19 protein-coding genes are annotated in these 20,867 nt (G+C 71.6%); 4 read left to right on the top strand and 15 right to left on the bottom strand.

Going from position 1 to position 20,867, the window contains the following annotated elements:
* Positions 1 to 104: 104 nt before the first annotated feature.
* A complete protein-coding gene (pgl, locus tag JYK04_RS12790) occupies positions 105 to 887 on the top strand; it encodes a 6-phosphogluconolactonase (protein WP_189735929.1) in 783 nt (260 codons plus the stop codon).
* 63 nt (positions 888 to 950) lie between these two features.
* On the opposite strand, the gene pgi is transcribed toward pgl, so the two are convergent.
* The 13 genes from pgi to JYK04_RS12855 form a co-directional block, all read right to left on the bottom strand.
* Positions 951 to 2,606: a glucose-6-phosphate isomerase gene (gene pgi / locus JYK04_RS12795; protein WP_189736568.1), complete on the bottom strand. Its 1,656-nt coding sequence runs from the start codon at positions 2,604 to 2,606 to the stop codon at positions 951 to 953.
* A 148-nt stretch (positions 2,607 to 2,754) separates the two neighbouring features.
* Entirely contained in the window at positions 2,755 to 3,090 is a 336-nt protein-coding gene (locus JYK04_RS12800; RefSeq protein WP_010352468.1) for an RNA polymerase-binding protein RbpA, read from the bottom strand.
* A 181-nt stretch (positions 3,091 to 3,271) separates the two neighbouring features.
* Complete coding sequence (gene secG, locus JYK04_RS12805; RefSeq protein ID WP_189736570.1) at positions 3,272 to 3,502, bottom strand: preprotein translocase subunit SecG; 231 nt, start codon at positions 3,500 to 3,502, stop codon at positions 3,272 to 3,274.
* Positions 3,503 to 3,632: 130 nt separating this feature from the next.
* Complete coding sequence (gene tpiA, locus JYK04_RS12810; protein WP_189735931.1) at positions 3,633 to 4,409, bottom strand: triose-phosphate isomerase; 777 nt, start codon at positions 4,407 to 4,409, stop codon at positions 3,633 to 3,635.
* A 6-nt stretch (positions 4,410 to 4,415) separates the two neighbouring features.
* The gene (locus tag JYK04_RS12815; protein ID WP_189735933.1) at positions 4,416 to 5,630 is read right to left on the bottom strand and encodes a phosphoglycerate kinase; all 1,215 of its coding nucleotides are present in this window, start codon (positions 5,628 to 5,630) and stop codon (positions 4,416 to 4,418) included.
* A 131-nt stretch (positions 5,631 to 5,761) separates the two neighbouring features.
* Positions 5,762 to 6,769 (bottom strand): type I glyceraldehyde-3-phosphate dehydrogenase, encoded by a 1,008-nt coding sequence (gap, locus tag JYK04_RS12820; RefSeq protein ID WP_030009077.1) that lies wholly within the window; start codon positions 6,767 to 6,769, stop codon positions 5,762 to 5,764.
* A 232-nt stretch (positions 6,770 to 7,001) separates the two neighbouring features.
* On the bottom strand, positions 7,002 to 9,962 hold the full coding sequence (locus JYK04_RS12825; protein WP_189735935.1) for a M14 family metallopeptidase: 2,961 nt from the start codon (positions 9,960 to 9,962) through the stop codon (positions 7,002 to 7,004).
* Positions 9,963 to 10,100: 138 nt separating this feature from the next.
* Entirely contained in the window at positions 10,101 to 11,096 is a 996-nt protein-coding gene (gene whiA / locus JYK04_RS12830; protein ID WP_030009075.1) for a DNA-binding protein WhiA, read from the bottom strand.
* Positions 11,087 to 12,151, bottom strand: coding sequence for a gluconeogenesis factor YvcK family protein (locus JYK04_RS12835; protein ID WP_030720408.1), 1,065 nt, complete (start codon positions 12,149 to 12,151; stop codon positions 11,087 to 11,089). Before JYK04_RS12835 ends, whiA begins: the two co-directional genes overlap by 10 nt.
* Positions 12,148 to 13,095, bottom strand: a complete 948-nt coding sequence (gene rapZ, locus JYK04_RS12840; protein ID WP_030009073.1) for an RNase adapter RapZ — start codon at positions 13,093 to 13,095, stop codon at positions 12,148 to 12,150. Before rapZ ends, JYK04_RS12835 begins: the two co-directional genes overlap by 4 nt.
* On the bottom strand, positions 13,092 to 15,101 hold the full coding sequence (gene uvrC / locus JYK04_RS12845) for an excinuclease ABC subunit UvrC (RefSeq protein ID WP_189735937.1): 2,010 nt from the start codon (positions 15,099 to 15,101) through the stop codon (positions 13,092 to 13,094). Before uvrC ends, rapZ begins: the two co-directional genes overlap by 4 nt.
* A gap of 383 nt (positions 15,102 to 15,484) precedes the next feature.
* Positions 15,485 to 16,273 carry a hypothetical protein gene (locus JYK04_RS12850; RefSeq protein ID WP_229875182.1) on the bottom strand — a complete coding sequence of 263 codons (789 nt, stop codon included), beginning with the start codon at positions 16,271 to 16,273 and terminating at the stop codon, positions 15,485 to 15,487.
* Between the two features lie 5 nt (positions 16,274 to 16,278).
* Complete coding sequence (locus JYK04_RS12855) at positions 16,279 to 16,887, bottom strand: papain-like cysteine protease family protein (RefSeq protein ID WP_189735939.1); 609 nt, start codon at positions 16,885 to 16,887, stop codon at positions 16,279 to 16,281.
* Between the two features lie 229 nt (positions 16,888 to 17,116).
* Between JYK04_RS12855 and JYK04_RS12860 the strand changes: the two genes are divergently transcribed.
* Complete coding sequence (locus tag JYK04_RS12860) at positions 17,117 to 18,049, top strand: hypothetical protein (RefSeq protein ID WP_189735941.1); 933 nt, start codon at positions 17,117 to 17,119, stop codon at positions 18,047 to 18,049.
* 50 nt (positions 18,050 to 18,099) lie between these two features.
* Here the strand turns inward: JYK04_RS12860 and JYK04_RS12865 are convergent, their stop codons facing one another.
* The gene (locus JYK04_RS12865) at positions 18,100 to 18,531 is read right to left on the bottom strand and encodes a Rieske (2Fe-2S) protein (RefSeq protein ID WP_189735943.1); all 432 of its coding nucleotides are present in this window, start codon (positions 18,529 to 18,531) and stop codon (positions 18,100 to 18,102) included.
* 119 nt (positions 18,532 to 18,650) lie between these two features.
* Here JYK04_RS12865 and JYK04_RS12870 point away from each other — a divergent pair, with 119 nt between their 5' ends.
* The gene (locus tag JYK04_RS12870; RefSeq protein ID WP_189735945.1) at positions 18,651 to 19,532 is read left to right on the top strand and encodes a carbohydrate kinase family protein; all 882 of its coding nucleotides are present in this window, start codon (positions 18,651 to 18,653) and stop codon (positions 19,530 to 19,532) included.
* Here JYK04_RS12870 and JYK04_RS12875 read toward each other — a convergent pair.
* A complete protein-coding gene (locus JYK04_RS12875) occupies positions 19,522 to 20,127 on the bottom strand; it encodes a TetR/AcrR family transcriptional regulator (RefSeq protein ID WP_189735947.1) in 606 nt (201 codons plus the stop codon). The genes JYK04_RS12870 and JYK04_RS12875 overlap by 11 nt on opposite strands.
* A 66-nt stretch (positions 20,128 to 20,193) precedes the next feature.
* On the opposite strand from JYK04_RS12875, the gene JYK04_RS12880 reads away from it, so the two are divergent.
* Positions 20,194 to 20,844 carry an NAD(P)-dependent oxidoreductase gene (locus tag JYK04_RS12880; RefSeq protein ID WP_189735949.1) on the top strand — a complete coding sequence of 217 codons (651 nt, stop codon included), beginning with the start codon at positions 20,194 to 20,196 and terminating at the stop codon, positions 20,842 to 20,844.
* Positions 20,845 to 20,867: the final 23 nt, after the last annotated feature.

Raw genomic sequence — 20,867 nt, forward strand, 5'->3', positions numbered from 1 at the left:
AAACGCCGGCGGGGCTGAACTTCAGCCCGTCCGGCGTTTGAGGACCGGGGCCGCGCAGCGGCACCCGCACCCCCGATCTACCGACAAGGCGGCAGCACATGGGTATGACGACTCCCCAGGTCGTCGTCCACCGGGACAAGGAACTGATGGCCCAGGCCACCGCGGCCCGGCTCATCACGAAGATCGTGGACGCGCAGACGGCCCGCGGCACCGCGTCCGTCGTCCTCACCGGCGGACGCAACGGCAACGGCCTGCTCGCGGCGCTGGCCGCCGCCCCGGCGCGGGACGCGATCGACTGGTCCCGACTGGACCTGTGGTGGGGTGACGAGCGGTACGTCCCCGCCGACGACCCCGAGCGCAACCACACCCAGGCCCGCGAGGCCCTCCTGGACTCGGTCCCGGTGGACCCCGCCCGCGTGCACGTGATGCCCGCCTCGGACGGTCCGTACGGCGGTGACGTGGACGCCGCGGCGGCCGCCTACGCCGCCGAGCTGGCGAAGGCGGCCGGTCCGGAGGACCACGGTCCGGTCCCCCGGTTCGACGTGCTGATGCTGGGCGTCGGCCCGGACACGCACGTGGCCTCGCTGTTCCCGGAGCACCCGGCGGCCCGCGAGACGGAGCGCACGGTGGTCGGCGTGCACGGCGCCCCGAAGCCACCGCCCACCCGGATCTCGCTCACGCTCCCGGCGATCCGGGCGGCCCGTGAGGTCTGGCTGCTGGCCGCGGGTGAGGACAAGGCCGGGGCGGTCTCCCTGGCCCTCGGCGGCGCGGGCGAGATCCAGGCCCCGGCCGCGGCGGCGTACGGCCGCTCCCGCACCCTGTGGCTCCTGGACCGCGCGGCGGCGGCCAAGCTCCCGGCCGGCATGTACCCCCCGGCCTCTTCCTGACGACGGCCGACGCAGCAGGGCCCGCCTCCCGGTACCGGGAGGCGGGCCCTGCTCGTACCCGGGTCAGCTACGGCCGCGCAGCTTCCGGTACGTGGCCACCAGCGCCTTCGTCGAGGCGTCCAGCCCCGGCACGTCGGCGCCCTCGCTCAGCGCGGGCTCGACCCGCTTGGCGAGCACCTTGCCGAGCTCGACGCCCCACTGGTCGAAGGAGTCGATGTTCCACACCGCGCCCTGGACGAACACCTTGTGCTCGTAGAGCGCGATCAGCTGGCCCAGCACCGCCGGGGAGAGCTCGCCCGCCAGGATGGTGGTCGTCGGGTGGTTCCCGTGGAAGGTCTTGTGCGGGACCAGCGACTCCGGGGCGCCCTCGGCACGCACCTCGTCCGCCGTCTTGCCGAAGGCCAGCGCCTGGGTCTGCGCGAAGAAGTTCGCCATCAGCAGGTCGTGCTGGGCCGCCGGGGCCGCCTCCAGCTCCGCCACCGGCCGGGCGAAGCCGATGAAGTCCGCGGGGATCATCCGGGTGCCCTGGTGGATGAGCTGGTAGTAGGCGTGCTGCCCGTTGGTGCCGGGCGTGCCCCAGACCACCGGGCCCGTCTGCCACTCCACCGGATTGCCGTCGCGGTCCACGGACTTGCCGTTGGACTCCATGTCGAGCTGCTGCAAGTACGCCGTGAAACGAGAGAGGTAGTGGCTGTACGGCAGCACCGCGTGCGACTGGGCGTCGAAGAAGGCGCTGTACCAGATCCCCAACAGACCCAACAGCAGCGGGGCGTTCTCGTGCGCGGGCGCCGTGCGGAAGTGCTCGTCCATGGCGTGGAAGCCACCGAGCATCTCCCGGAAGGCGGCCGGGCCGATCGCGATCATCAGCGAGAGGCCGATGGCCGAGTCCAACGAGTAGCGTCCACCGACCCAGTCCCAGAACTCGAACATATTGGCCGGATCGATGCCGAAGTCGGTGACCTTCTCGGCGTTGGTGGACAGCGCCACGAAGTGCCGGGCCACGGCGGCCTGGTCGCCGCCCAGCCCGGCGAGCAGCCAGCCGCGCGCCGAGGTGGCGTTGGTGATGGTCTCGATGGTGGTGAAGGTCTTGGAGGCGATGATGAAGAGCGTCTCGGCCGGGTCCAGGTCCCGCACGGCCTCGTGCAGGTCCGCACCGTCGACGTTGGAGACGAATCGCACCGTCAGATCGCGGTCGGTGAAGGCGCGCAGGGCCTCGTACGCCATGGCCGGGCCGAGGTCGGAGCCGCCGATGCCGATGTTGACGACGTTCTTGATGCGCTTGCCGGTGAAGCCGGTCCACGCTCCCGACCTGATCCGGTCGGAGAAGTCCGCCATCTTGTCGAGGACGGCGTGCACGCCCGGGACGACGTTCTCGCCGTCGACCTCGACGGTGGTGTCCGCCGGTGCGCGCAGGGCGGTGTGCAGCACCGCCCGGTCCTCGGTCGTGTTGATCTTCTCGCCGTGGAACATCGCCTCGCGCAGCCCGGCCACATCCGTGGCCTCGGCCAGCTCGCGGAGCAGCGCGAGCGTCTCGTCCGTGACGAGGTGCTTCGAGTAATCGATGTGCAGGTCCCCGACCTGCAGGGTGTAACCGGCGCCGCGGCCGGGATTCTCCTCGAACAGTTCCCGCAGATGCGTCTGCCCGAACTCCTCCCGGTGCTTGCCGAGTGCCAGCCACTCGGGCGTCCGGTTGAGCTTCGTACGGCTGCCTGCGTTCATCTCGGACATCAACCCACTTCTTCCGTCCTGTCGTGCCCCGCCGTTCACCAACCTAAGGGATCACAAGCGGCAGAACGCACACAAAGAGGCCCGGCCCCACAGGAGAAGTTCCTGCGGGGCCGGGCCTCAGGTCACACTCTTCGAGCTCTCAGATCTCGCCGCGGAGCTTGGCGAGCGCCTCGGCGAGGATCGCCTCGCCGTCGGCGTCCGAGCGCCGTTCCCGTACGTACGCCAGGTGCGTCTTGTACGGCTCGGTGCGCGGCGGCGCGGGCGGGTTGTCCCGGTCCTGACCGGCCGGGAACCCGCAGCGCGGGCAGTCCCAGGTGTCCGGCACCTGCGCGTCGCTGGCGAAGCTCGGCTGCGTCTCGTGCCCGTTCGAGCACCAGAAGGAGATGCGCAGGCGGGGCGCGGACTCGCCGCGCTCCGCCTCACCCATCGGCCCCGCTCCGACCCGGCTACCACGGATCGCGTTGCCACTTGCCACGGTCGTAACTCCCTGCGTGATGGTGCCGCGGAAGGTGAGTGGAATTCCGCCGCGGAGCGCCCAAGTCTACGTAAGGCCCAACGCACGTCCAGTGAGCGGAGTTACTGATTCCACGCGATGGACGCCGGACCTCATGATAGGCCGGGCGGTGCCGACCGGACTGCCGGAATGGCCAGAACGGTCAGCTGCTCGACTTCGTCAGCAGACCGAGCGCGACGATGGACGCGAACCACAGCAGACCGACGACCACGGTGATGCGGTCCAGGTTGCGCTCCGCGACGGAGGAACCGCCGACCGACGACTGCATACCGCCGCCGAACATGTCGGAGAGGCCGCCGCCCTTGCCCTTGTGCATCAGCACGAGCAGCATCAGCAGGGCGCTGAAGACGATCAGGGCGATCGAGAACCCCATAATCACGGCTGATTCCTACTTTCTGGCTTTTTCGGGCTTTCCGGCATTGCGAGATGTGCACGGGGGCCAGGGGCTGATGCATCAGCCTCTGGCCCCCGCAAGGGTACGACGGATCCGCCCTACCGCATACTCACTGGTCGCGGAAGCGGACGATCTTGACGAACTCGTCCGCGTCCAGCGCCGCGCCGCCGATCAGGGCGCCGTCGACGTCGGGCTGGGCCATGATCGCCGCGATGTTCCCGGACTTCACGGAGCCGCCGTACTGGATGCGGACCTTGTCGGCCAGCTCCTGCGAGTACAGCTCTGCGAGGCGGCCGCGGATCGCCCCGCAGACCTCCTGGGCGTCGTCGGGGGTGGCGACCTCGCCGGTCCCGATGGCCCAGACGGGCTCGTAGGCGATCACGATGGACTCGACCTGGTCGGCCGGGACGCCTTCCAGGCCGCCGTCGAGCTGGCTCAGCGTGTAGGGGACCTGCTCGCCGGCCTTGCGGATGTCCAGGCCCTCCCCGACGCACAGGATCGGGGTGATCCCGTGCCGGAATGCGGCCTTGACCTTGGCGTTGCAGATCTCGTCGCTCTCGCCGTGGTACTGGCGGCGCTCGCTGTGGCCGACGGCCACGTACGTGCACTTCAGCTTCGAGAGCATCGGGCCGGAGATCTCACCGGTGTAGGCACCGGAGTCGTGCGCGGAGATGTCCTGGGCGCCGTACTTGATCTTCAGCTTGTCGCCGTCGACCAGGGTCTGGACCGAGCGCAGGTCGACGAAGGGCGGCAGGACCGCGACCTCGACGGCGTCGTAGTCCTTGTCGGTGAGGGCGAAGGCGAGCTTCTGGACGTGGGCGATGGCCTCGAGGTGGTTGAGGTTCATCTTCCAGTTGCCCGCCATGAGCGGGGTGCGCGTGGTCATACGGGTTCAGCCCTCCAGGGCGGCGAGGCCGGGGAGCGTCTTGCCCTCGAGGTATTCGAGGGAGGCGCCGCCACCGGTCGAGATGTGGCCGAATGCATTCTCGTCGAAGCCCAGGATGCGGACCGCGGCGGCGCTGTCGCCGCCGCCGACGACGGTGAAGGCGCTGCTGTCGAGCAGGGCCTGGGCGATGGCTGCGGTGCCCCCGGCGTAGTCGGGGTGCTCGAAGACGCCGACCGGGCCGTTCCAGAAGACGGTCTTCGCATCGGCGATCTTCGACGCGTACAGCTCGCGCGTCTTGGGACCGATGTCCAGGCCCTCCTTGTCGGCGGGGATCTTGTCCGCGTCGACGGTCTCGAAGACGGCCGGGGTCTTGCCCTTGAGGTCCGGGAACTCGGCGGAGACCAGCACGTCGACCGGGAGGACCAGCTCGACCCCGGTCTTCTCGGCGCGCTCCATGTACTCCTTGACCTTCTCCACCTGGTCCTTCTGGAGCAGGGAGATGCCGACCTCGTAGCCCTTGGCGTAGAGGAAGGTGTAGGCCATGCCGCCGCCGATGAGGATGCGGTCGGCCTTGCCGAGCAGCTCGTCGATGACGGCGAGCTTGTCGGAGACCTTGGCGCCGCCCAGGACCACCACGTACGGGCGCTCGACCTCGGCGGTCAGCTTCTTCAGGACGCCGACCTCGGTGGCGATGAGGTAGCCGGCCCCCTGCGGGAGGCGGGCCGGGAGGTCGAAGACCGAGGCGTGCTTGCGGTGCACGGCGCCGAAGCCGTCGCCCACGTAGAGGTCGGCGAGCTCCGCGAGCTGGTCCGCGAAGGCGCCGCGCTCGGCGTCGTCCTTCGAGGTCTCACCCGCGTTGAAGCGCAGGTTCTCGATGACGGCGACCTGGCCGTCGGTCAGGGCCGCGACGGTCTCCTTGGCGGAGGCGCCGACGGTGTCGGTGGCGAACGCCACGTCCGCACCGAGCAGTTCGCCCAGGCGCGCGGCGGCCGGGGCGAGCGAGAACGCCGGCTCGACGCCGGCGCCCTTGGGGCGGCCCAGGTGCGATGCCACGATGACGCGGGCGCCGGCTTCGGCGAGCTTCGCGATCGTGGGCTGGACGGCGCGGATGCGGCCGTCGTCGGTGATGGTGCCCTCGGCCAGCGGGACGTTCAGGTCCGCGCGGACGAAGACCCGCTTGCCCTTGACGCCTTCGGCGAGCAGTTCATCGATCGTCTTCATGTATTTCTACTCCTTTGAGCCTTCACTCGAAGGGCGAGGAAGGATAACGAGGCAAGCAACAGGGCCCGTGCGGCGCATCGTCGCGCTGCTCGGACCCTGTGCTTCACATCGTGGTGCCTTGCCCTACGTTTTTAGAGCTGACCGCCGACGAAGACGGTGAGGTCGACGAGACGGTTGGAGTAGCCCCACTCGTTGTCGTACCAGCCGACGACCTTGACCTGCGTACCGTCCTGAACCATGGTCAGGGACGAGTCGAAGGTGCAGGACGCGGGCCAGTTCACGATGTCGGAAGAGACGATCGCGTCCTCGGTGTAGTCGAGGATGCCCTTGAGCTGCCCCTCCGAAGCCTTCTGGAAGGCCGCGTTGATCTCTTCCACCGTGGTCTCGCGGGAGAGCTCCAGCACCAGGTCGGTCACCGAGCCGGTCGGGACCGGGACGCGCATGGCGATGCCGTCCAGCTTGCCCTTGAGCTGCGGGAGGACCAGCGCGGTGGCCTTGGCGGCACCGGTGGAGGTCGGGATGATGTTCTCGGCGGCGGCGCGGGCGCGACGCAGGTCCGAGTGCGGGAAGTCCAGGATGCGCTGGTCGTTCGTGTACGCGTGGACCGTCGTCATCATGCCCTTGACGATGCCGAAGTTCTCGTCGAGGACCTTGGCCATCGGCGCCACGCAGTTGGTGGTGCAGGAGGCGTTGGAGATGACGTGGTGGTTGGCCGCGTCGTACTTGTCGTGGTTGACGCCCATCACGATGGTGATGTCCTCGTCCTTGGCCGGAGCCGAGATGAGGACCTTCTTCGCGCCCGCGGCGATGTGCTTGGCGGCGTCGGCCTTCTTCGTGAAGATGCCGGTCGACTCGATGACGATGTCGGCGCCGAGCTCGCCCCAGGGGAGGTTGGCGGGGTCACGCTCTGCGAAGGTCTTGAAGGTCTGGCCACCGACGGTGATGCTGTCGTCGGTGTGGGAGACCTCGGCCTTGAGGCGGCCCAGGATGGTGTCGTACTTGAGCAGATGCACCAGGGTCGCGTTGTCAGTCAGGTCGTTGACACCGACGATCTCGATGTCCGCTCCCTGCTCCAGGAGCGCCCGGAAATAGTTGCGGCCAATTCGGCCAAAACCGTTGATGCCTACGCGGATCGTCACGAACCGATCTCCTCGTTGGTGCGCCGGTAAGAGCGCCGGCGAGCTGTATGGGATGTCCCCGACCGCTTACGACCCTACCTCTCCGTGAGCTTTTGGGTGACATCGGTCGGGGCCTGACACTCCCCCTACTTCCCGGGGGTACTCCCGCGACGGTCCCGTTCCGGACACTCCGGAACGGGACCCTCGGACTTCGGCCCCCGTCACTCAGGGTGAGTGACGACCGGGGCTCCGATCAGCGGTGCAGTGTGCGCAGTGCCTTACCGACGAGTAGGGCACGGTCCGCCGCGGTCGGCATGTGCTCCAGGCCGAAGCCCAGCAACACGGTGTCACGCGTGGTGACCGCAGCGTAGGACTTGAACAGCTCCCCGGACCGGGCCCAGTCGCCGGGAACCTCGGGACTTCCGGCCGGTGCGGCCTGGGCCGTCCAGGCTCCGAGGGACGTCTCGAATCCCTCCACGGGCTGGTCCGCGCCCTTGACGGAAAGGCGCGCCTCGTCCGCGAAGACGCCGCGGCCGCCCGAGCCCGGGTCCGTGATGTAGGAGAGCGAGAGCTCAACGCTCTTGCCGGCGTAGGCGCTCAGGTCGAAGGAGACCTGCTTCCAGCCGCCGGAGGAACCGGTGAAGCTGTTCCACTGGCCGCTGGTGCCCTGCGCGGTGCAGCCGCCGGCGTCGAGCGTGAGGTAGTGGCGCAGGAACGGGTGTCCGTTGACGAAGAACCCGGCCGCGCACTCCTCCGGGACGGTGGAGCTGGTCAGGCCGCCCGTGTCCGGCAGGGTGGTCCAGTCGTCGCCGCCGGAGGTCCGGGCCTCCAGCGCGGCGTGGTCGTAGCCCTCCTCGACGTTCCAGTTGAGCGCCAGCTTCAGCTGGGGCTGGTCGGCCGCGGTGACCCCGGTGAGGTCGATCGTGCGGACGAGGCGCTTCCAGTCGTCGTCGGCGTGCAGGGCCGCGGCCATGCCGGTGCCGGCGTAGGGGGCGTACGGGTTCACGACCCCGGTGAAGGCTCCCGCCTGGGCGCTCTTGAACTGCGGGAACTGAGCCGGCGCCAGGGTCTCGGAGGTCACGGTGTACCCGCCGGGGGCGTTCAGCGGGTTGCCCGCGGCGTCCCCGACGTTGCCCCGGGCGCCGTTCAGGGCGCCGGCGCCGGCGAAGCCGGTGGCTCCGGGAGTGCTCGCCCGGCTGTACGCGCCGAGCCAGTACTGGCTGAAGTCGTTGGTCACGGCGCGGCCGACCTGGGCGTTGCCGCCCGCCAGCTCACCGGCCTCGATCAGCTTGCCGCCCTCGTTCAGGAAGTCGCGCACCGCCAACTGGGTGTCGCCGCCGGGGGTCTTGGCCCCCGTGTAGTGGACGGCCGTGCCGAAGTGGGAGAGGACGCCGAGGTGGTGCGGGGTGCCCTGGACGGCGACGTCCCAGACTGCCGCGGACTTGCCGTTCGCGCGCAGGGCGTCGACGTAGGTCTGGGCGTGCTGGGCCTTGGCCCCCTCTTCCGCGATCACCAGGACGTCCGCGCGCGGCCGCTCGGCCACCGTGTACGTGAAGTGCTCGCTGGAGACCTGCTTGCCGGAGCGGTCGCGCCCGGTGAACCAGACCTCGACCTTGTCGCCGGGCTTCGCGCCGTCGACCTCGGCGCGGTACTCGTCGAACCAGTTGTTGTCGTCGCCGCCGTAGACCTCGCCGCCCTTCCAGGCCTTGAGGTCCTCGTCGTGCGTGCGGCCTCCGTTGATCCGGAAGTTGAGTTCCTTGTCCTTCAGCGCCTTGCGGGCCGTGACGGAGACCGTCTGGTCCTCGCCGCGGGCGGCGTAAGAGGTGGCGAAGGCGTCCACGGTGAAGTCGGCGGCGCTCAGGCCCAGCGAGGACTTCGGCCGGTCCGGGGTCGCGGCGCTCTCGCCGACGGACAGGGCGAAGGGGACGTTCTTGGCGAACTCCGCCTGGATGAGCTTCTCGTCGTCCGGGAAGTTGAATCCGGAGGCGCAGTCCTCGGGCTTCCACTGATCGTTCGGGTCGCTCGCCGAGGCGGTCTGGCAGGTGGTCATCTCCGGCGTGAACATCATGATGCCGTTGACGTTGGAGGCGTGGCCGTCGGCCTCGCCGTTGGTGGTGTAGAGCTCGGAGGAGACCTGCGGGTAGTAGCCCGGGACGGCGGGGTTCTCCGGGGTGCCGGCGAGCGCCTTGTAGGCGACGTCGTCGGGGGTGGGGGTGGCGACCTGCCAGCCCACGCCGTAGAGCAGCAGCTCGGCCGCGGAGTGGTAGTTGATGGCGTAGTCGAAGCCGATCCGCTTCTCGAAGCGGTCGAGGGCGACGGTCTCGGGCTCGGAGGAGGCGCTCGGGCCGCGGTAGGTCTCGTTCGACTGGGTCGGCGAGGAGCCCTCGTTGTCGTAGCCCCACTTGAAGGCGAAGTTCCGGTTCAGGTCGACCCCGTCGCCGGGGCCGGTCTTCCCGTCGCCGTTGTTGTCGCGCAGGTTCTTGCGCCACAGCCGCTGGCCGTCGGCCGCGTGCGTGTAGTCGTACCCGTCCGGGTTGGCGGAGAGCAGGAACCACAGCTCGCTGGAGTCCACCAGCTTGGTGATCCGCTCGTCCTTGCCGTAGTTGTCGATGGTGTGGTGCATCAGCCGCCGGGTCATCTCGGGGGTGATCCACTCACGGGCGTGCTGGTTGGACATGTAGAGGACCGACGGCTTGTCACCGTCCTTGGTCTTCTTGGCGTTCTTGCTGACCTTCAGGGCGAGGATGTCCTTGCCCTGGACGGTCTTGCCGATGGAGACGACCTTGGTGAGCCCCGGGTTCTCCTGCGCGGTCCGCAGGATCTCCTCCTGGAGGCCGCCCTTGCCGCTGTACGGGCGGAACACCCCGTCCCCGGCCGCCTTGGCACGGGCGAGTCCCTGGGCGGGGACCTTGCGCTCGGCCAGCTTGACGCCCTGGGCCGCGAGTTGCCCGGCCTGGCCGGCGCTGAGGAAGAGCTCGACCCGGGCGGTTCCGGTCTCCGGGGCCCGCTCGGTGAGCTCGTGCGCGTCCTGCCCCGCGGCGAGGACGAGCGGGACCTGTTCCCTGGTGATGTCGGCGTCGTAGACCCGTACCTCGTCGGCGCCGGTTGCGGCGCCGGGTCCCGGCTGGGCCTGCGCCGCGGCGGGCAGCACGGCGAGTGTGGTTCCGAAGACGAGTGCGCTTGCGGCGAGGATCGATCTCGCGCGGTGACTCATGTGCCCCCCTGGGCGTCGTCTGCCACGAAAGCGTTCGGACGCCAGACTCAAGACCGGCCCATGCTCATGTCAATGGGGCGTGCGGCAAAGGGGCCCGCACGAGTGATCGCGCGAGCCCCTTCAGCCGTACGGGAAAACCTAACCGGCCATGTTGTCGGCCATCTCCTCGCTGAGGTCGAGATTCGACTCGGTGCCCGGGATGCCGAGGTCCTGGGCGCGCTTGTCGGCCATCGCCAGCAGGCGGCGGATCCGGCCGGCGACCGCGTCCTTGGTCAGCGGCGGGTCGGCGAGCGCGCCCAGCTCCTCAAGGGAGGCCTGCTTGTGCTCCATGCGCAGCCGGCCGGCCGCCGCGAGGTGCTCGGGGACCTCCTCGCCGAGGATCTCCAGCGCGCGCTGCACACGGGCCCCGGCGGCCACCGCGGCGCGCGCCGAGCGGCGCAGGTTGGCGTCGTCGAAGTTGGCCAGGCGGTTGGCGGTGGCGCGCACCTCGCGCCGCATCCGCCGCTCCTCCCAGGCCAGCACCGACTCGTGCGCGCCCAGCCGGGTCAGCAGCGCGCCGATCGCGTCGCCGTCGCGGACCACGACCCGGTCCACCCCGCGCACCTCGCGCGCCTTGGCGGCGATGGACAGCCTGCGGGCGGCGCCCACCAGGGCCAGGGCGGCCTCCGGGCCGGGGCAGGTGACCTCCAGGGAGGAGGACCGGCCCGGCTCGGTGAGCGAGCCGTGGGCCAGGAAGGCGCCGCGCCAGGCCGCCTCCGCGTCGCAGGTGGCCCCGGAGACCACCTGCGGGGGAAGACCCCGGATGGGGCGGCCGCGGCCGTCCACGAGGCCCGTCTGGCGCGCCAGCTGGTCACCGCCGGCCACGACGCGGACCACGTAGCGGCTGCCGCGGCGCAGTCCGCCGGGGGCCATCACCACCAGGTCCGAGGAATGGCCGAAGATCTCCAGGATGTCCTTGCGCAGGCGTCTGGCGGCGATGCCCGTGTCCAGCTCCGCCTCGATGACGATGCGGCCGCTCACCAGGTGCAGCCCGCCCGCGAACCGAAGGATCGCCGAGACCTCCGCCTTCCTGCAGCAGGTCCGGGTGACGGGCAGGCGGGAGATCTCATCCTTCACCGCAGGCGTCATCGCCATGGGCCGATCCTTCCATGCATCCGAAAAATACGGTCGTACGCGGCGGCCAGCAGCTCCGGGTCGTGCTTCGGAGAGCCGTCCTGCCTGGCCACGGGCGCCAGCTCGACCGCGGCACCGAACCGTTTCGCGGCATCGGCGAGGGACTCGCGGTCGGGCACGGCGGCCTCGTCGGCCAGCACCACGTCCAGGGCGAGTTTAGGGGCGTGTCGGGCCAAAACCTCCAAATGACGCTGCGGAGAGAAGCCCTCTGTTTCGCCGGGCTGCGGCGCGAGGTTCAGCGAGAGGACCCGCCGGGCCTTCGTCTCCATCAGCGCGTCCAGCAGTTCCGGGACCAGCAGGTGCGGGATGACCGAGGAGAACCAGGACCCCGGACCGAGCACCACCCAGTCGGCGTCCAGGACGGCCGCGACGGCCTCCGGCACGGCCGGCGGGTCGCTGGGCACCACCTGTACGGAGAGCACCTCGCCCGGGGTCAGCGCCACCGTGGCCTGCCCGCGGACGGTGTCCACGTCCTCGGGGCGGGCCGGGTCGTGCCCCCGGACCAGGGCCTGCAGCTCCAGCGGCACCGCCGACATCGGCAGCACCCGGCCCTGGGCCCCGAGCAGCTTGCCGACCAGGTCGAGGGCCTGGACGGGGTCGCCGAGCTGTTCCCACAGGGCGACGATCAGCAGGTTGCCGACCGCGTGCCCGTGCAGGTCGCCCTCGGACTGGAAGCGGTGCTGGATGACCCGGGCCCAGGTCTGGCCCCAGTCGTCGTCGCCGCACAGCGCGGCCAGCGCCTTGCGCAGGTCGCCGGGCGGGAGCACGCCGAGCTCCTCCCGGAGCCGGCCGCTGGAACCGCCGTCGTCGGCCACGGTGACCACGGCGGTGAGGTCGCCGGTGATCCGGCGCAGGGCGGCGAGGGAGGCCGACAGGCCCTGGCCGCCGCCGAGCGCCACCACCTTGGGCGTGGCACCGCGTCGGCGGCCGGAGCGGCCGGAGCGGCCCACGCCGTCCTCGCCCCGGCCCGGGGTGAGGCGGCGCAGGCGGCTCAGCCGCGGGGTCCGTGCGGTCACTCGCGCCCCATGTCCCGGTGGACTACGACGGTCTCGACTCCCTCGGAGGCGAGGCGGGCGGCGAGCTTCTCGGACATGGCCACACTGCGGTGCTTGCCGCCGGTGCAGCCGACCGCGATGGTCACGTACCGCTTGCCCTCGCGGCGGTAGCCGGTGGCGATGAGCTGGAGCAGCTCGGTGTAGCGGTCGAGGAATTCCTTGGCGCCGGGCTGGCTGAAGACGTACCCCGACACCTCCTCGTTGAGCCCGGTGAAGGGGCGCAGCTCCGGGACCCAGTGCGGGTTGGGGATGAAGCGGCAGTCGACGACGAGGTCGGCGTCGACGGGGAGGCCGTACTTGTAGCCGAAGGACATGACGGTGGCCCGCAGCTCGGGCTCCTCGTCCCCGGCGAACTGGGCGTCCATCTTCGCGCGCAGCTCGTGCACGTTCAGGCTGGAGGTGTCGATCACCAGGTCGGCGTCGCCGCGCAGCTCGCGCAGCAGGTCGCGCTCGGCGGCGATGCCGTCGGTGATGCGCCCGTCGCCCTGGAGCGGGTGCGGGCGGCGGACCGACTCGAAGCGGCGGACCAGCGCGTCGTCGGAGGACTCCAGGAAGACGATGCGGCGGGTGACGCCCTTGCTGTCCAGGTCGGCGAGGGACTCGCGCAGGGCGTCGAAGAACTGGCGGCCGCGGACGTCGACGACGACGGCGATGCGCGCCACGTTGCCCTGGGAACGGGCGCCGAGCTCGACCATGGTCGGGATCAGGGCGGGCGGGAGGTTGTCGACGACGAACCAGCCGAGGTCCTCCAGACACTTCGCCGCCGTACTGCGGCCGGCCCCGGACATGCCGGAGATGATCACCAGCTCGGGGATGGCCGCCTCGGCGGTCTCGCCGGGCTCCACTGTCGTGCCCGTACTCACCTGTGCTCCGTCTCGGTCGTGCGCGGTCTCGTGCTCGGTCATTGCTCGGTCCCCCGTTCGGACGATGCTCCCGCGGGCGCGGGGGTCTCATCCTCAATGATCTCCCCTGTGGCCGTATTGACGGCAGGACCAGCGGGAACCGCCTGGGCGAGGGCCGCGGCCACGGTCTCGGCCGTCTTACGGCCTATGCCCGGGACCTCGCAGATCTGGTCGATTGTCGCCTGTCTCAGCTTCTTCACCGAACCGAAGTGCTTGATCAAGGCCTGTTTGCGGCTTTCGCCCAGGCCGGACACCTCGTCCAGCGGCCCGGATTTCAGGCGCTTGCCGCGCTTGCTGCGCTGGTACTGGATGGCGAAGCGGTGGGCTTCGTCACGGACCCGCTGGAGCAGGTAGAGGCCCTCGCTGGTGCGCGGCAGCACGACCGGGTCGTCCTCGCCGGGCAGCCAGACCTCCTCCAGCCGCTTGGCCAGGCCGCACACGGCGACGTCGTCGATCCCGAGCTCCTCCAGGGCCCGCTTGGCGGCGGCGACCTGCGGCTGCCCGCCGTCGACCACGACGAGCTGGGGCGGGTAGGCGAACCGCTTGGGCCGCCCGTCGTCCTCGGGAACCGCTCCCTCGCTCTCCTCCGCCTCCCACTCGCCGGTCTTCAGCTTCTCCTGGAGGTAGCGGCGGAAGCGCCGGGAGACCACCTCGTGCATGGAGCGGACGTCGTCCTGCCCCTCGAAGGACTTGATCTGGAAGCGCCGGTACTCGCTCTTGCGGGCCAACCCGTCCTCGAAGACGACCATCGACGCGACGACGTCGTCGCCCTGCAGGTGGGAGATGTCGAAGCACTCGATGCGCAGCGGGGCGCCGTCGAGGTCCAGGGCCTCGGCGATCTCCTCCAGGGCCCGGGAGCGGGTGGTGAGGTCACTGGCGCGCTTGGTCTTGTGCAGGGCGAGGGACTGCAGCGCGTTGCGGTGGACGGTCTCCATCAGGGCCTTCTTGTCGCCGCGCTGCGGTATCCGCAGGCTGACCTGGGACCCCCGGCGCTCGGCGAGCCACTGGTTCAGCGTCGGCGTGTCCTCGGGGAGGGCCGGGACCAGCACCTCCTTGGGCACGGCCTCGCCCTTCTCCTCGCCGTACAGCTGCTGGAGGGCGTGCTCGACGAGCCCGGCCGTGTCGACGGCCTCCACCTTGTCGGTGACCCAGCCGCGCTGGCCGCGGACCCGCCCGCCGCGGACGTGGAAGATCTGCACCGCGGCTTCGAGCTCGTCCTCGGCCACGGCGATCAGGTCGGCGTCGGTGGCGTCGGCGAGCACCACGGCGTTCTTCTCCATCGCGCGGCGCAGCGCCCCGATGTCGTCGCGCAGCCGGGCGGCCTTCTCGTACTCCATCTCCTCGGCCGCCGCGTGCATCTCCTTCTCCAGCCGGGAGAGGTAGGTGCCGGTGCGGCCGGCCATGAAGTCGCAGAAGTCCTCGGCCAGTTCGCGGTGCTCCTCGGGGGTGACCTTGCCGACGCAGGGGGCGGAGCACTTGCCGATGTAGCCGAGCAGGCAGGGGCGGCCGATCTGGGCGGAGCGCTTGAACACGCCCGCCGAGCAGGTCCGGACCGGGAACACCCGGAGCATCAGGTCGACGGTCTCGCGGATCGCCCAGGCGTGCCCGTACGGACCGAAGTAGCGCACGCCCTTCTTCTTGGGCCCGCGCATGACCTGGACCCGCGGGTACTCCTCATTGAGGGTGACGGCGAGGGAGGGGTAGCTCTTGTCGTCCCGGTACTTGACGTTGAACCGGGGGTCGAACTCCTTGATCCACGAGTACTCCAGCTGGAGCGCCTCGACCTCGGTGGACACCACGGTCCACTCGACGGAGGCGGCCGTGGTCACCATGGTGGCGGTACGGGGGTGCAGGCCGGCGATGTCCTGGAAGTAGCTGGCCAGGCGCTGGCGCAGGCTCTTGGCCTTCCCGACGTAGATCACCCGGCGGTGCTCGTCGCGGAACTTGTAGACCCCCGGGGAGTCCGGGATCTGTCCCGGCTCGGGGCGGTAGCTGGAAGGGTCGGCCATGCCAACCACCCTACTTGCGCACACCGACAACAGACCGCAGGCCTCCGGCCCGGTGCGCGGCGCCCGGTGGTCCGCCGCCCGGCGCTTCCCGGGCTCCGCCCGGACCCGCGCCTCAAACGCCGGCGGGGCTGAATTTCAGCCCGTCCGGCGTTTGAGGACCGGGGTCCGGGGCGGGGCCCCGGGACGCGGCGGGTCAGGTGGCAACGGACCGTGGGGCGGCTAGGTCGTCTCTTTCGGATCTTGCCGGTTAAGCACGCGTCGTCTGGTGCCGTGCCTCGCAAGGCGGAGGGGCGCCCAAGTACTGGACGTACTTGGGCGCCCCGACAACGCGGCGAGGTGCGGTGCCAGACGACGCGGGCCAGGCAAGATCCGAAAGAGACGGCCTAGGCCACGGCGGCCCGGCGGCGTCGCAGGGCCGGCGCCCCGGCCCCGACCAGCGCGAGCGCCCCGGCGGCGGCCAGCACCCCGACAGGGGTCCCGGCAGCCTCCGCCGAGGCTTCGGCATAGCCACCCGCCCCTCCCCGCGCGGCATAGGCGGAGCCGGGGAGCTTGTCCCCGTACGCCTCGACCACCCGGGCCCGGTAGGCGGCCAGGCCGACACCCCCGGCGCCCACGGCCCGTACCGCGTCCTCGTCCAGCGGCAGCACCCGATCGCCCCCGGCCACGTACCAGGCGTCGATCTGCGGCTCCCGGAACACCGTCCCTCCGGGCAGTTTCGCCGCGCCGAGCCGCGCATAGCGGAACTCGTCGTCGCCGGTGGCGATGTTCACGACCTCCCAGCCGGCCTCCGTCCGCGCGGTCCACAGCGCGGCCTGCTGCCCGTCGGAGGAGACGGCCTTGCTGGCGAGGAATTCCAGGCGTGAGACGGATGCGCCCGCTCTGCCCGCGACGAACTCCGGGGAGAGGTGGTTGACCGGTATCGCCTCGCCCTCGATCCGGGGCTGCGCGGCCGTGAGGGAGACCTTGCCCTCCCGGGCGAAGAAGCGGGAGAGGGTGGCCAGGGTGTCGGGGGCGGTGGCCGCCCGCTCGGCGGCGGCCTTGTTCTCGGCGGTGGCGGCCCGGGGCTGCGGCACCGGACCCCCGGGAGCCGCGGTGGCCTGCGGGGCGAGGCCGAGGAGGGCGGTGGCGGCGAGGACCGCGGCTGCAGCGGCGGTGGCGGCGCGCAGGGTCATGGCGGTCACGCCCCGATCCGGTAGAGGGAGTGGGTCCAGGAGAAGGTGCTGTTGTTCACGTACCAGGAGTGCGAGGCCCAGTTGTAGCGGTCGCTGGAGGGCCAGGGATCGCCCCAGTAGACCCAGTTGCTCGCGGTGTCGTAGCCGTAGACGACGTGCATGTGGCCGCCGCCGTTCGACCACTGGATACGGGTCTCGATCGGCCGGTCGGCGTTGATCTCGGTCTGGACGGTGGAGTACTGGAGCCAGCCGCTGACGTACGAGCCGGGATTGATTCCGGCCCAGCGCAGGCCGGTCTGGACGTTGCCCAGGGTGGCCTGGTTGTTGGGGCATTCGCTGCCCTGCTGGCGGTTGAAGGCGGCGTTGCAGAACTGGTTCTGGCTGTGGTTCCGGCCGAACCAGGTGGCGATCGTGTTGCCGCCGGCGGCCCAGCACCAGTTGGTCTTCGTCTGGGCCTGCATGGTGATGTTCAGGCGCTTGGCGGCGAGGGCGGAGCCGGTGCCGGCCTCGGCGGCGACGGCGGTGCCGAGGCCGAGGGGCAGGGTGAACAGCAGAGCGGTGAGCACGGCGGTGACGCAGGCGGCTGGGGAGTGCCGCCGGTTTCGGTTGCGCATCGCGTTCCTCCCGATGTGGGGTGTGGGGGGTGGAGGAGCGCGTCCGGACGCTGTGCAGGAGCATCAGGCAGTTGTCGCGATCAGGTCAACACGCTTCAATACGCGATGACATTGCTGTGTGAACGGTGGGGCTGCGGTGTGAACGGTTGCTGCCGTGTCACCTGGACCCCCGGAGCCCCCGCCGCGAGACCCCGCGCCGGCCCGTGTGAACGTTCACGAAGGAGTCGCCATGCGACCGACCGAGGACACGGCGGAACTCGGCCAGTTGCTGCGCGGCGGCCCCTTCCACCTCGCCCTGCGCGCCGCCCTCGCCGCGCGCGGTCTGCCCCTGCACCGGGTGCAGCACCGGCTCGCGGCACAGGGGATCAAGGTCGGGGTCACCAGCCTCAGTTACTGGCAGCAGGGCGCGCGGCGGCCGCGGCACCCGGAGTCGCTGCGGGCGGTCGGCGCCCTGGAGCGGATCCTGGAACTGCCCGACGGCGCCCTCCTGCGCCTGCTGGCCGCCCAGGATCCCGGACCCGGGCCCGCACGCCCGCCCACCCGCTCGTACCGGGCCCTGTTCAGCCTGGGCGGGACGGTGGAGCGGCTGCTGGACGGGATGGACCTCCCGCCGGACGGCGGGCTGCACTCGGTCGGCCACCACGAGCGGGTCCGTATCGGACCGGCGGGTGAGCTGCGGGTCCGCGAGTCGCAGCAGATCGTCCGGGCGCACCGCGACGGAGTCGACCGCTACCTGGCCGTCCACCACGGCGACCCCGGCTGCGACGTGTCCCGGATGCGCGTGACGGCGTACGAGAACTGCCGCACGGGCCGGGTGCGGTGCCACCCGGAGTCCGGGGTGGTGGTCGCCGAGCTGCTCTTCGACGCGCGGCTGCGGCGCGGGGACACCCACGTCTTCGGCTACGGGATCGAGGACGGCACCGGAGCCCGCAGCGGCGAGTACGTGCGCGGGTTCAGCTACGCCGGCGGCCAGTACATGCTCCAGGTCAGCTTCGACGAGGCGGCCCTGCCGGTGCGCTGCCGGCGGTTCGCCCGGGGCGGGCCCGAGGCCCCGCGCACCGGCCTGGCGGACCTGACGCCCAGCGGCCGGCACCGGGCGGTCCACCTGGTGGAGCAGTCGGTGCGGCGCGGGATCCTCGGGATCGCCTGGGACTGGGACTGACGTCCGGGTGCCGTCGCGGTCGCGGTCGCAGGCGCGGTCGCGGTCGCGGGTCAGCCCGCGACGAGCTTGCCGTTCTCGGCCCGGACCGGGACGGCGGGCAGCGGGGCGGCGGCCGGACCGCGCAGGACCTCGCCGGTCTTCACGTCGAAACGACTGCCGTGGCAGGGGCAGTTCCCCTCGCCCTCGACGATCTTGTCCAGGACGCAGCCGGCGTGCGTGCACTGGGCGCTGAAGGCCTTGTACTGGCCCTCCGCCGGGCAGCTGACGATCAGCTTGTTCTCCCGGTAGAGCTTCGCGCCGCCCACCGGGACATCGGCCGCGGCGCCCAGCTCCACCGGCGCGGTGGGGGTGGCGGGGGTGTGGCCGCCGCTGTTGCTCTCGGTGGAGCAGGCCGCGAGGGTCGCTCCGGCGCCCGCGGCCCCTGCGAGCGCGGCGGCGCCCTTGAGGACGGTACGGCGGGCGGGCGACTGCGGCGCGGGCATGCGGTTCTCCTGAGGTGCGGGCACGTGGGGAAGGGGGGCGGGCGGGGCACCGGCCGGAACCCGGCCGGGGCACCGGCCCACCCGACGATACCTCCGCCTCATGAGGTAGCTTCCCCCGCGTGATCGTCGTCGGCGGAGAAGCCCTCATCGACCTGGTGCCCGTGGCGCGGCCGCCCGGTGCGCTGCTGCCCCGGCCGGGCGGCGGACCGTACAACACCGCGCTCGCGCTCGGGCGGCTCGGCGCCGAGGTGGCCTTCTGCTCCCGGGTCTCCTCGGACGGCTTCGGGGAGAGCCTGCTGGCCGGACTGCGGGCCGCCGGGGTGGACCTGTCGCTGGTCCAGCGCGGACCGGAGCCGACCACGCTGGCCGTGCCCTCGCTGACCCCGGACGGCTCGGCCTCGTACGGCTTCTACGTCGAGGGCACGGCGGACCGGCTGTTCACGCTGCCGCCCGCCCTCCCGGAGGGGGTACGGGCCCTCGCGCTCGGCACCTGCTCGCTGGTCCTGGAGCCGGGCGCGAGCGCGTACGAGGCCTTGCTGCGCCGGGAGTCCCGGCGCGGGGTGCTGACCCTGCTGGACCCCAACATCCGGCCGGCGCTGATCGCGGACCCGGCGGCGTACCGCGCCCGCTTCCTGGAACGGCTGCTGCCGCACACGGGCGTCCTCAAGCTGTCGGAGGAGGACGCGGCCTGGCTGGGCGGCCGGGCCGAGGACTGGCTGGCGGCCGGACCGTCGGCGGTGGTGCTGACCCGGGGTGCGAAGGGCCTGACGGCCTGGACGCGGGAGGGCGGCCGGTACTCGGCGGCGGCCCGCCCGGTGGCGGTGGTGGACACGATCGGCGCGGGCGACACCGTCAACGCCGCCCTGCTGCACCGGCTCACCAGTGCGCCGGGCGGCCCGGTGGACTGGCCGGAGGTCCTGGCCCACGCCGCCCACGCGGCGGCCCTGACCTGCACGCGGGCGGGCGCGGAGCCGCCGTACGCGGCGGAGCTCAGCGAATAGCGGCCCAGACGGTGCGGGCCACGGCCGGGGCGAACTCCTCGACGGGCTGGACCACGTGGGCCCCGGAGAAGTGCAGGAAGAAGGCGCGCTGGAAGCAGGCGCCGAGCAGCAGGGCCGCGGCGGCCCGCGGATCGGCGTCGGGCCGCAGCCGGCCGGCGTCGAGCTCGCGCCGCAGCCGGCCGGCCAGCGCGTCCAGCACCACGTGCGGTCCGGCCCCGATCTCCTGGACGCCCTCGCGGTGGCGGGTGAGCAGCGCGGGGTCGGCGAAGAGCGAGCCGGCCATCGGCATGGCGTCGGCGTAGAAGAGCGAGGCGTGCCGGGCGATCTCGCCGAGGGTCTCCTCGACCCCCCGCTCCCCCGGACCGGCCTGTAGGACGGCCATGAGCGGGCCGGCGTTGGGAGTGCGCTCCATCAGCACCCGCACGAACAGCTCTTCCTTGTTCGCGAAGTACTTGTAGAGCGCGGCCTCCGAGCACCCGGCCTCCCTGGCGATGGCCTTCGTGGTGGCGCTCGCCAGCCCGACGGTGCGCATCAGCTTCTCGGCGGCGTCCAGCAGCCGCTCGGGGGTGGGGCGGCTTGACTTCGGGGTGAGCATTCACTCACCCTAGCGGAAGCAGGAGTGAGTGAATGCTCACCCACCTCTCGTCGCGGGGGTATGACGATGAAGATCACGGTGTTCGGGGCCACGGGCGGCGTCGGCCGCGAGGTCGTCCGGCAGGCGCTGGACGCGGGACATGAGGTGACCGCTGTCGTGCGGGACCCGGCGCGGCTTCCCGTTCCCGCCCACGAGCGGCTCCACGTGGCCACGGTGGCCGATGTGACCGACGTCGAGGCGGTGCTCCCCGTGGTGAGCGGGCGGGACGCGGTGGTCTCGGCGCTGGGCGCGGCGACCAACAAGCAGGCGAAGGCGAAGCCCGTCGCGGGCCCGGCCCTGAGCGCGATCACCTCGGCCATGGACCGTGCGGGGGTGCGGCCGCTGTCGGCCGTGAGCGCCGCACCCGTCGGCCCGCTGCCGGAGGGCGCGGGGATCTTCACCCGCGCCGTGGTCTTCCCGCTGCTGCGCCGACTGCTGCGGGACGTCTACGCGGACCTCGCGGACATGGAGGCGGCGATGGCCGCGAGCGGGACGCGGTGGACGGTCGTCAGGCCGCCGATGCTGCAGAACAAGCCCCGCACCGGCACCTACCGGCGCGCCATCGACGCCAACGTCCCCGGCGGCCGGGTCATCCCCCGCGCCGATGTGGCGGACGCCCTCCTGAGCGTCCTCACGGACCCGTCCTGCAGCGGCCACGCGGTGGGCGTCGCCTCCTGAGCGGGGTCCGGAGCGGAGCGAAC

The sequence above is a fragment of the Streptomyces nojiriensis genome, assembly GCF_017639205.1.
GTDB classification, from domain to species: domain Bacteria; phylum Actinomycetota; class Actinomycetes; order Streptomycetales; family Streptomycetaceae; genus Streptomyces; species Streptomyces nojiriensis.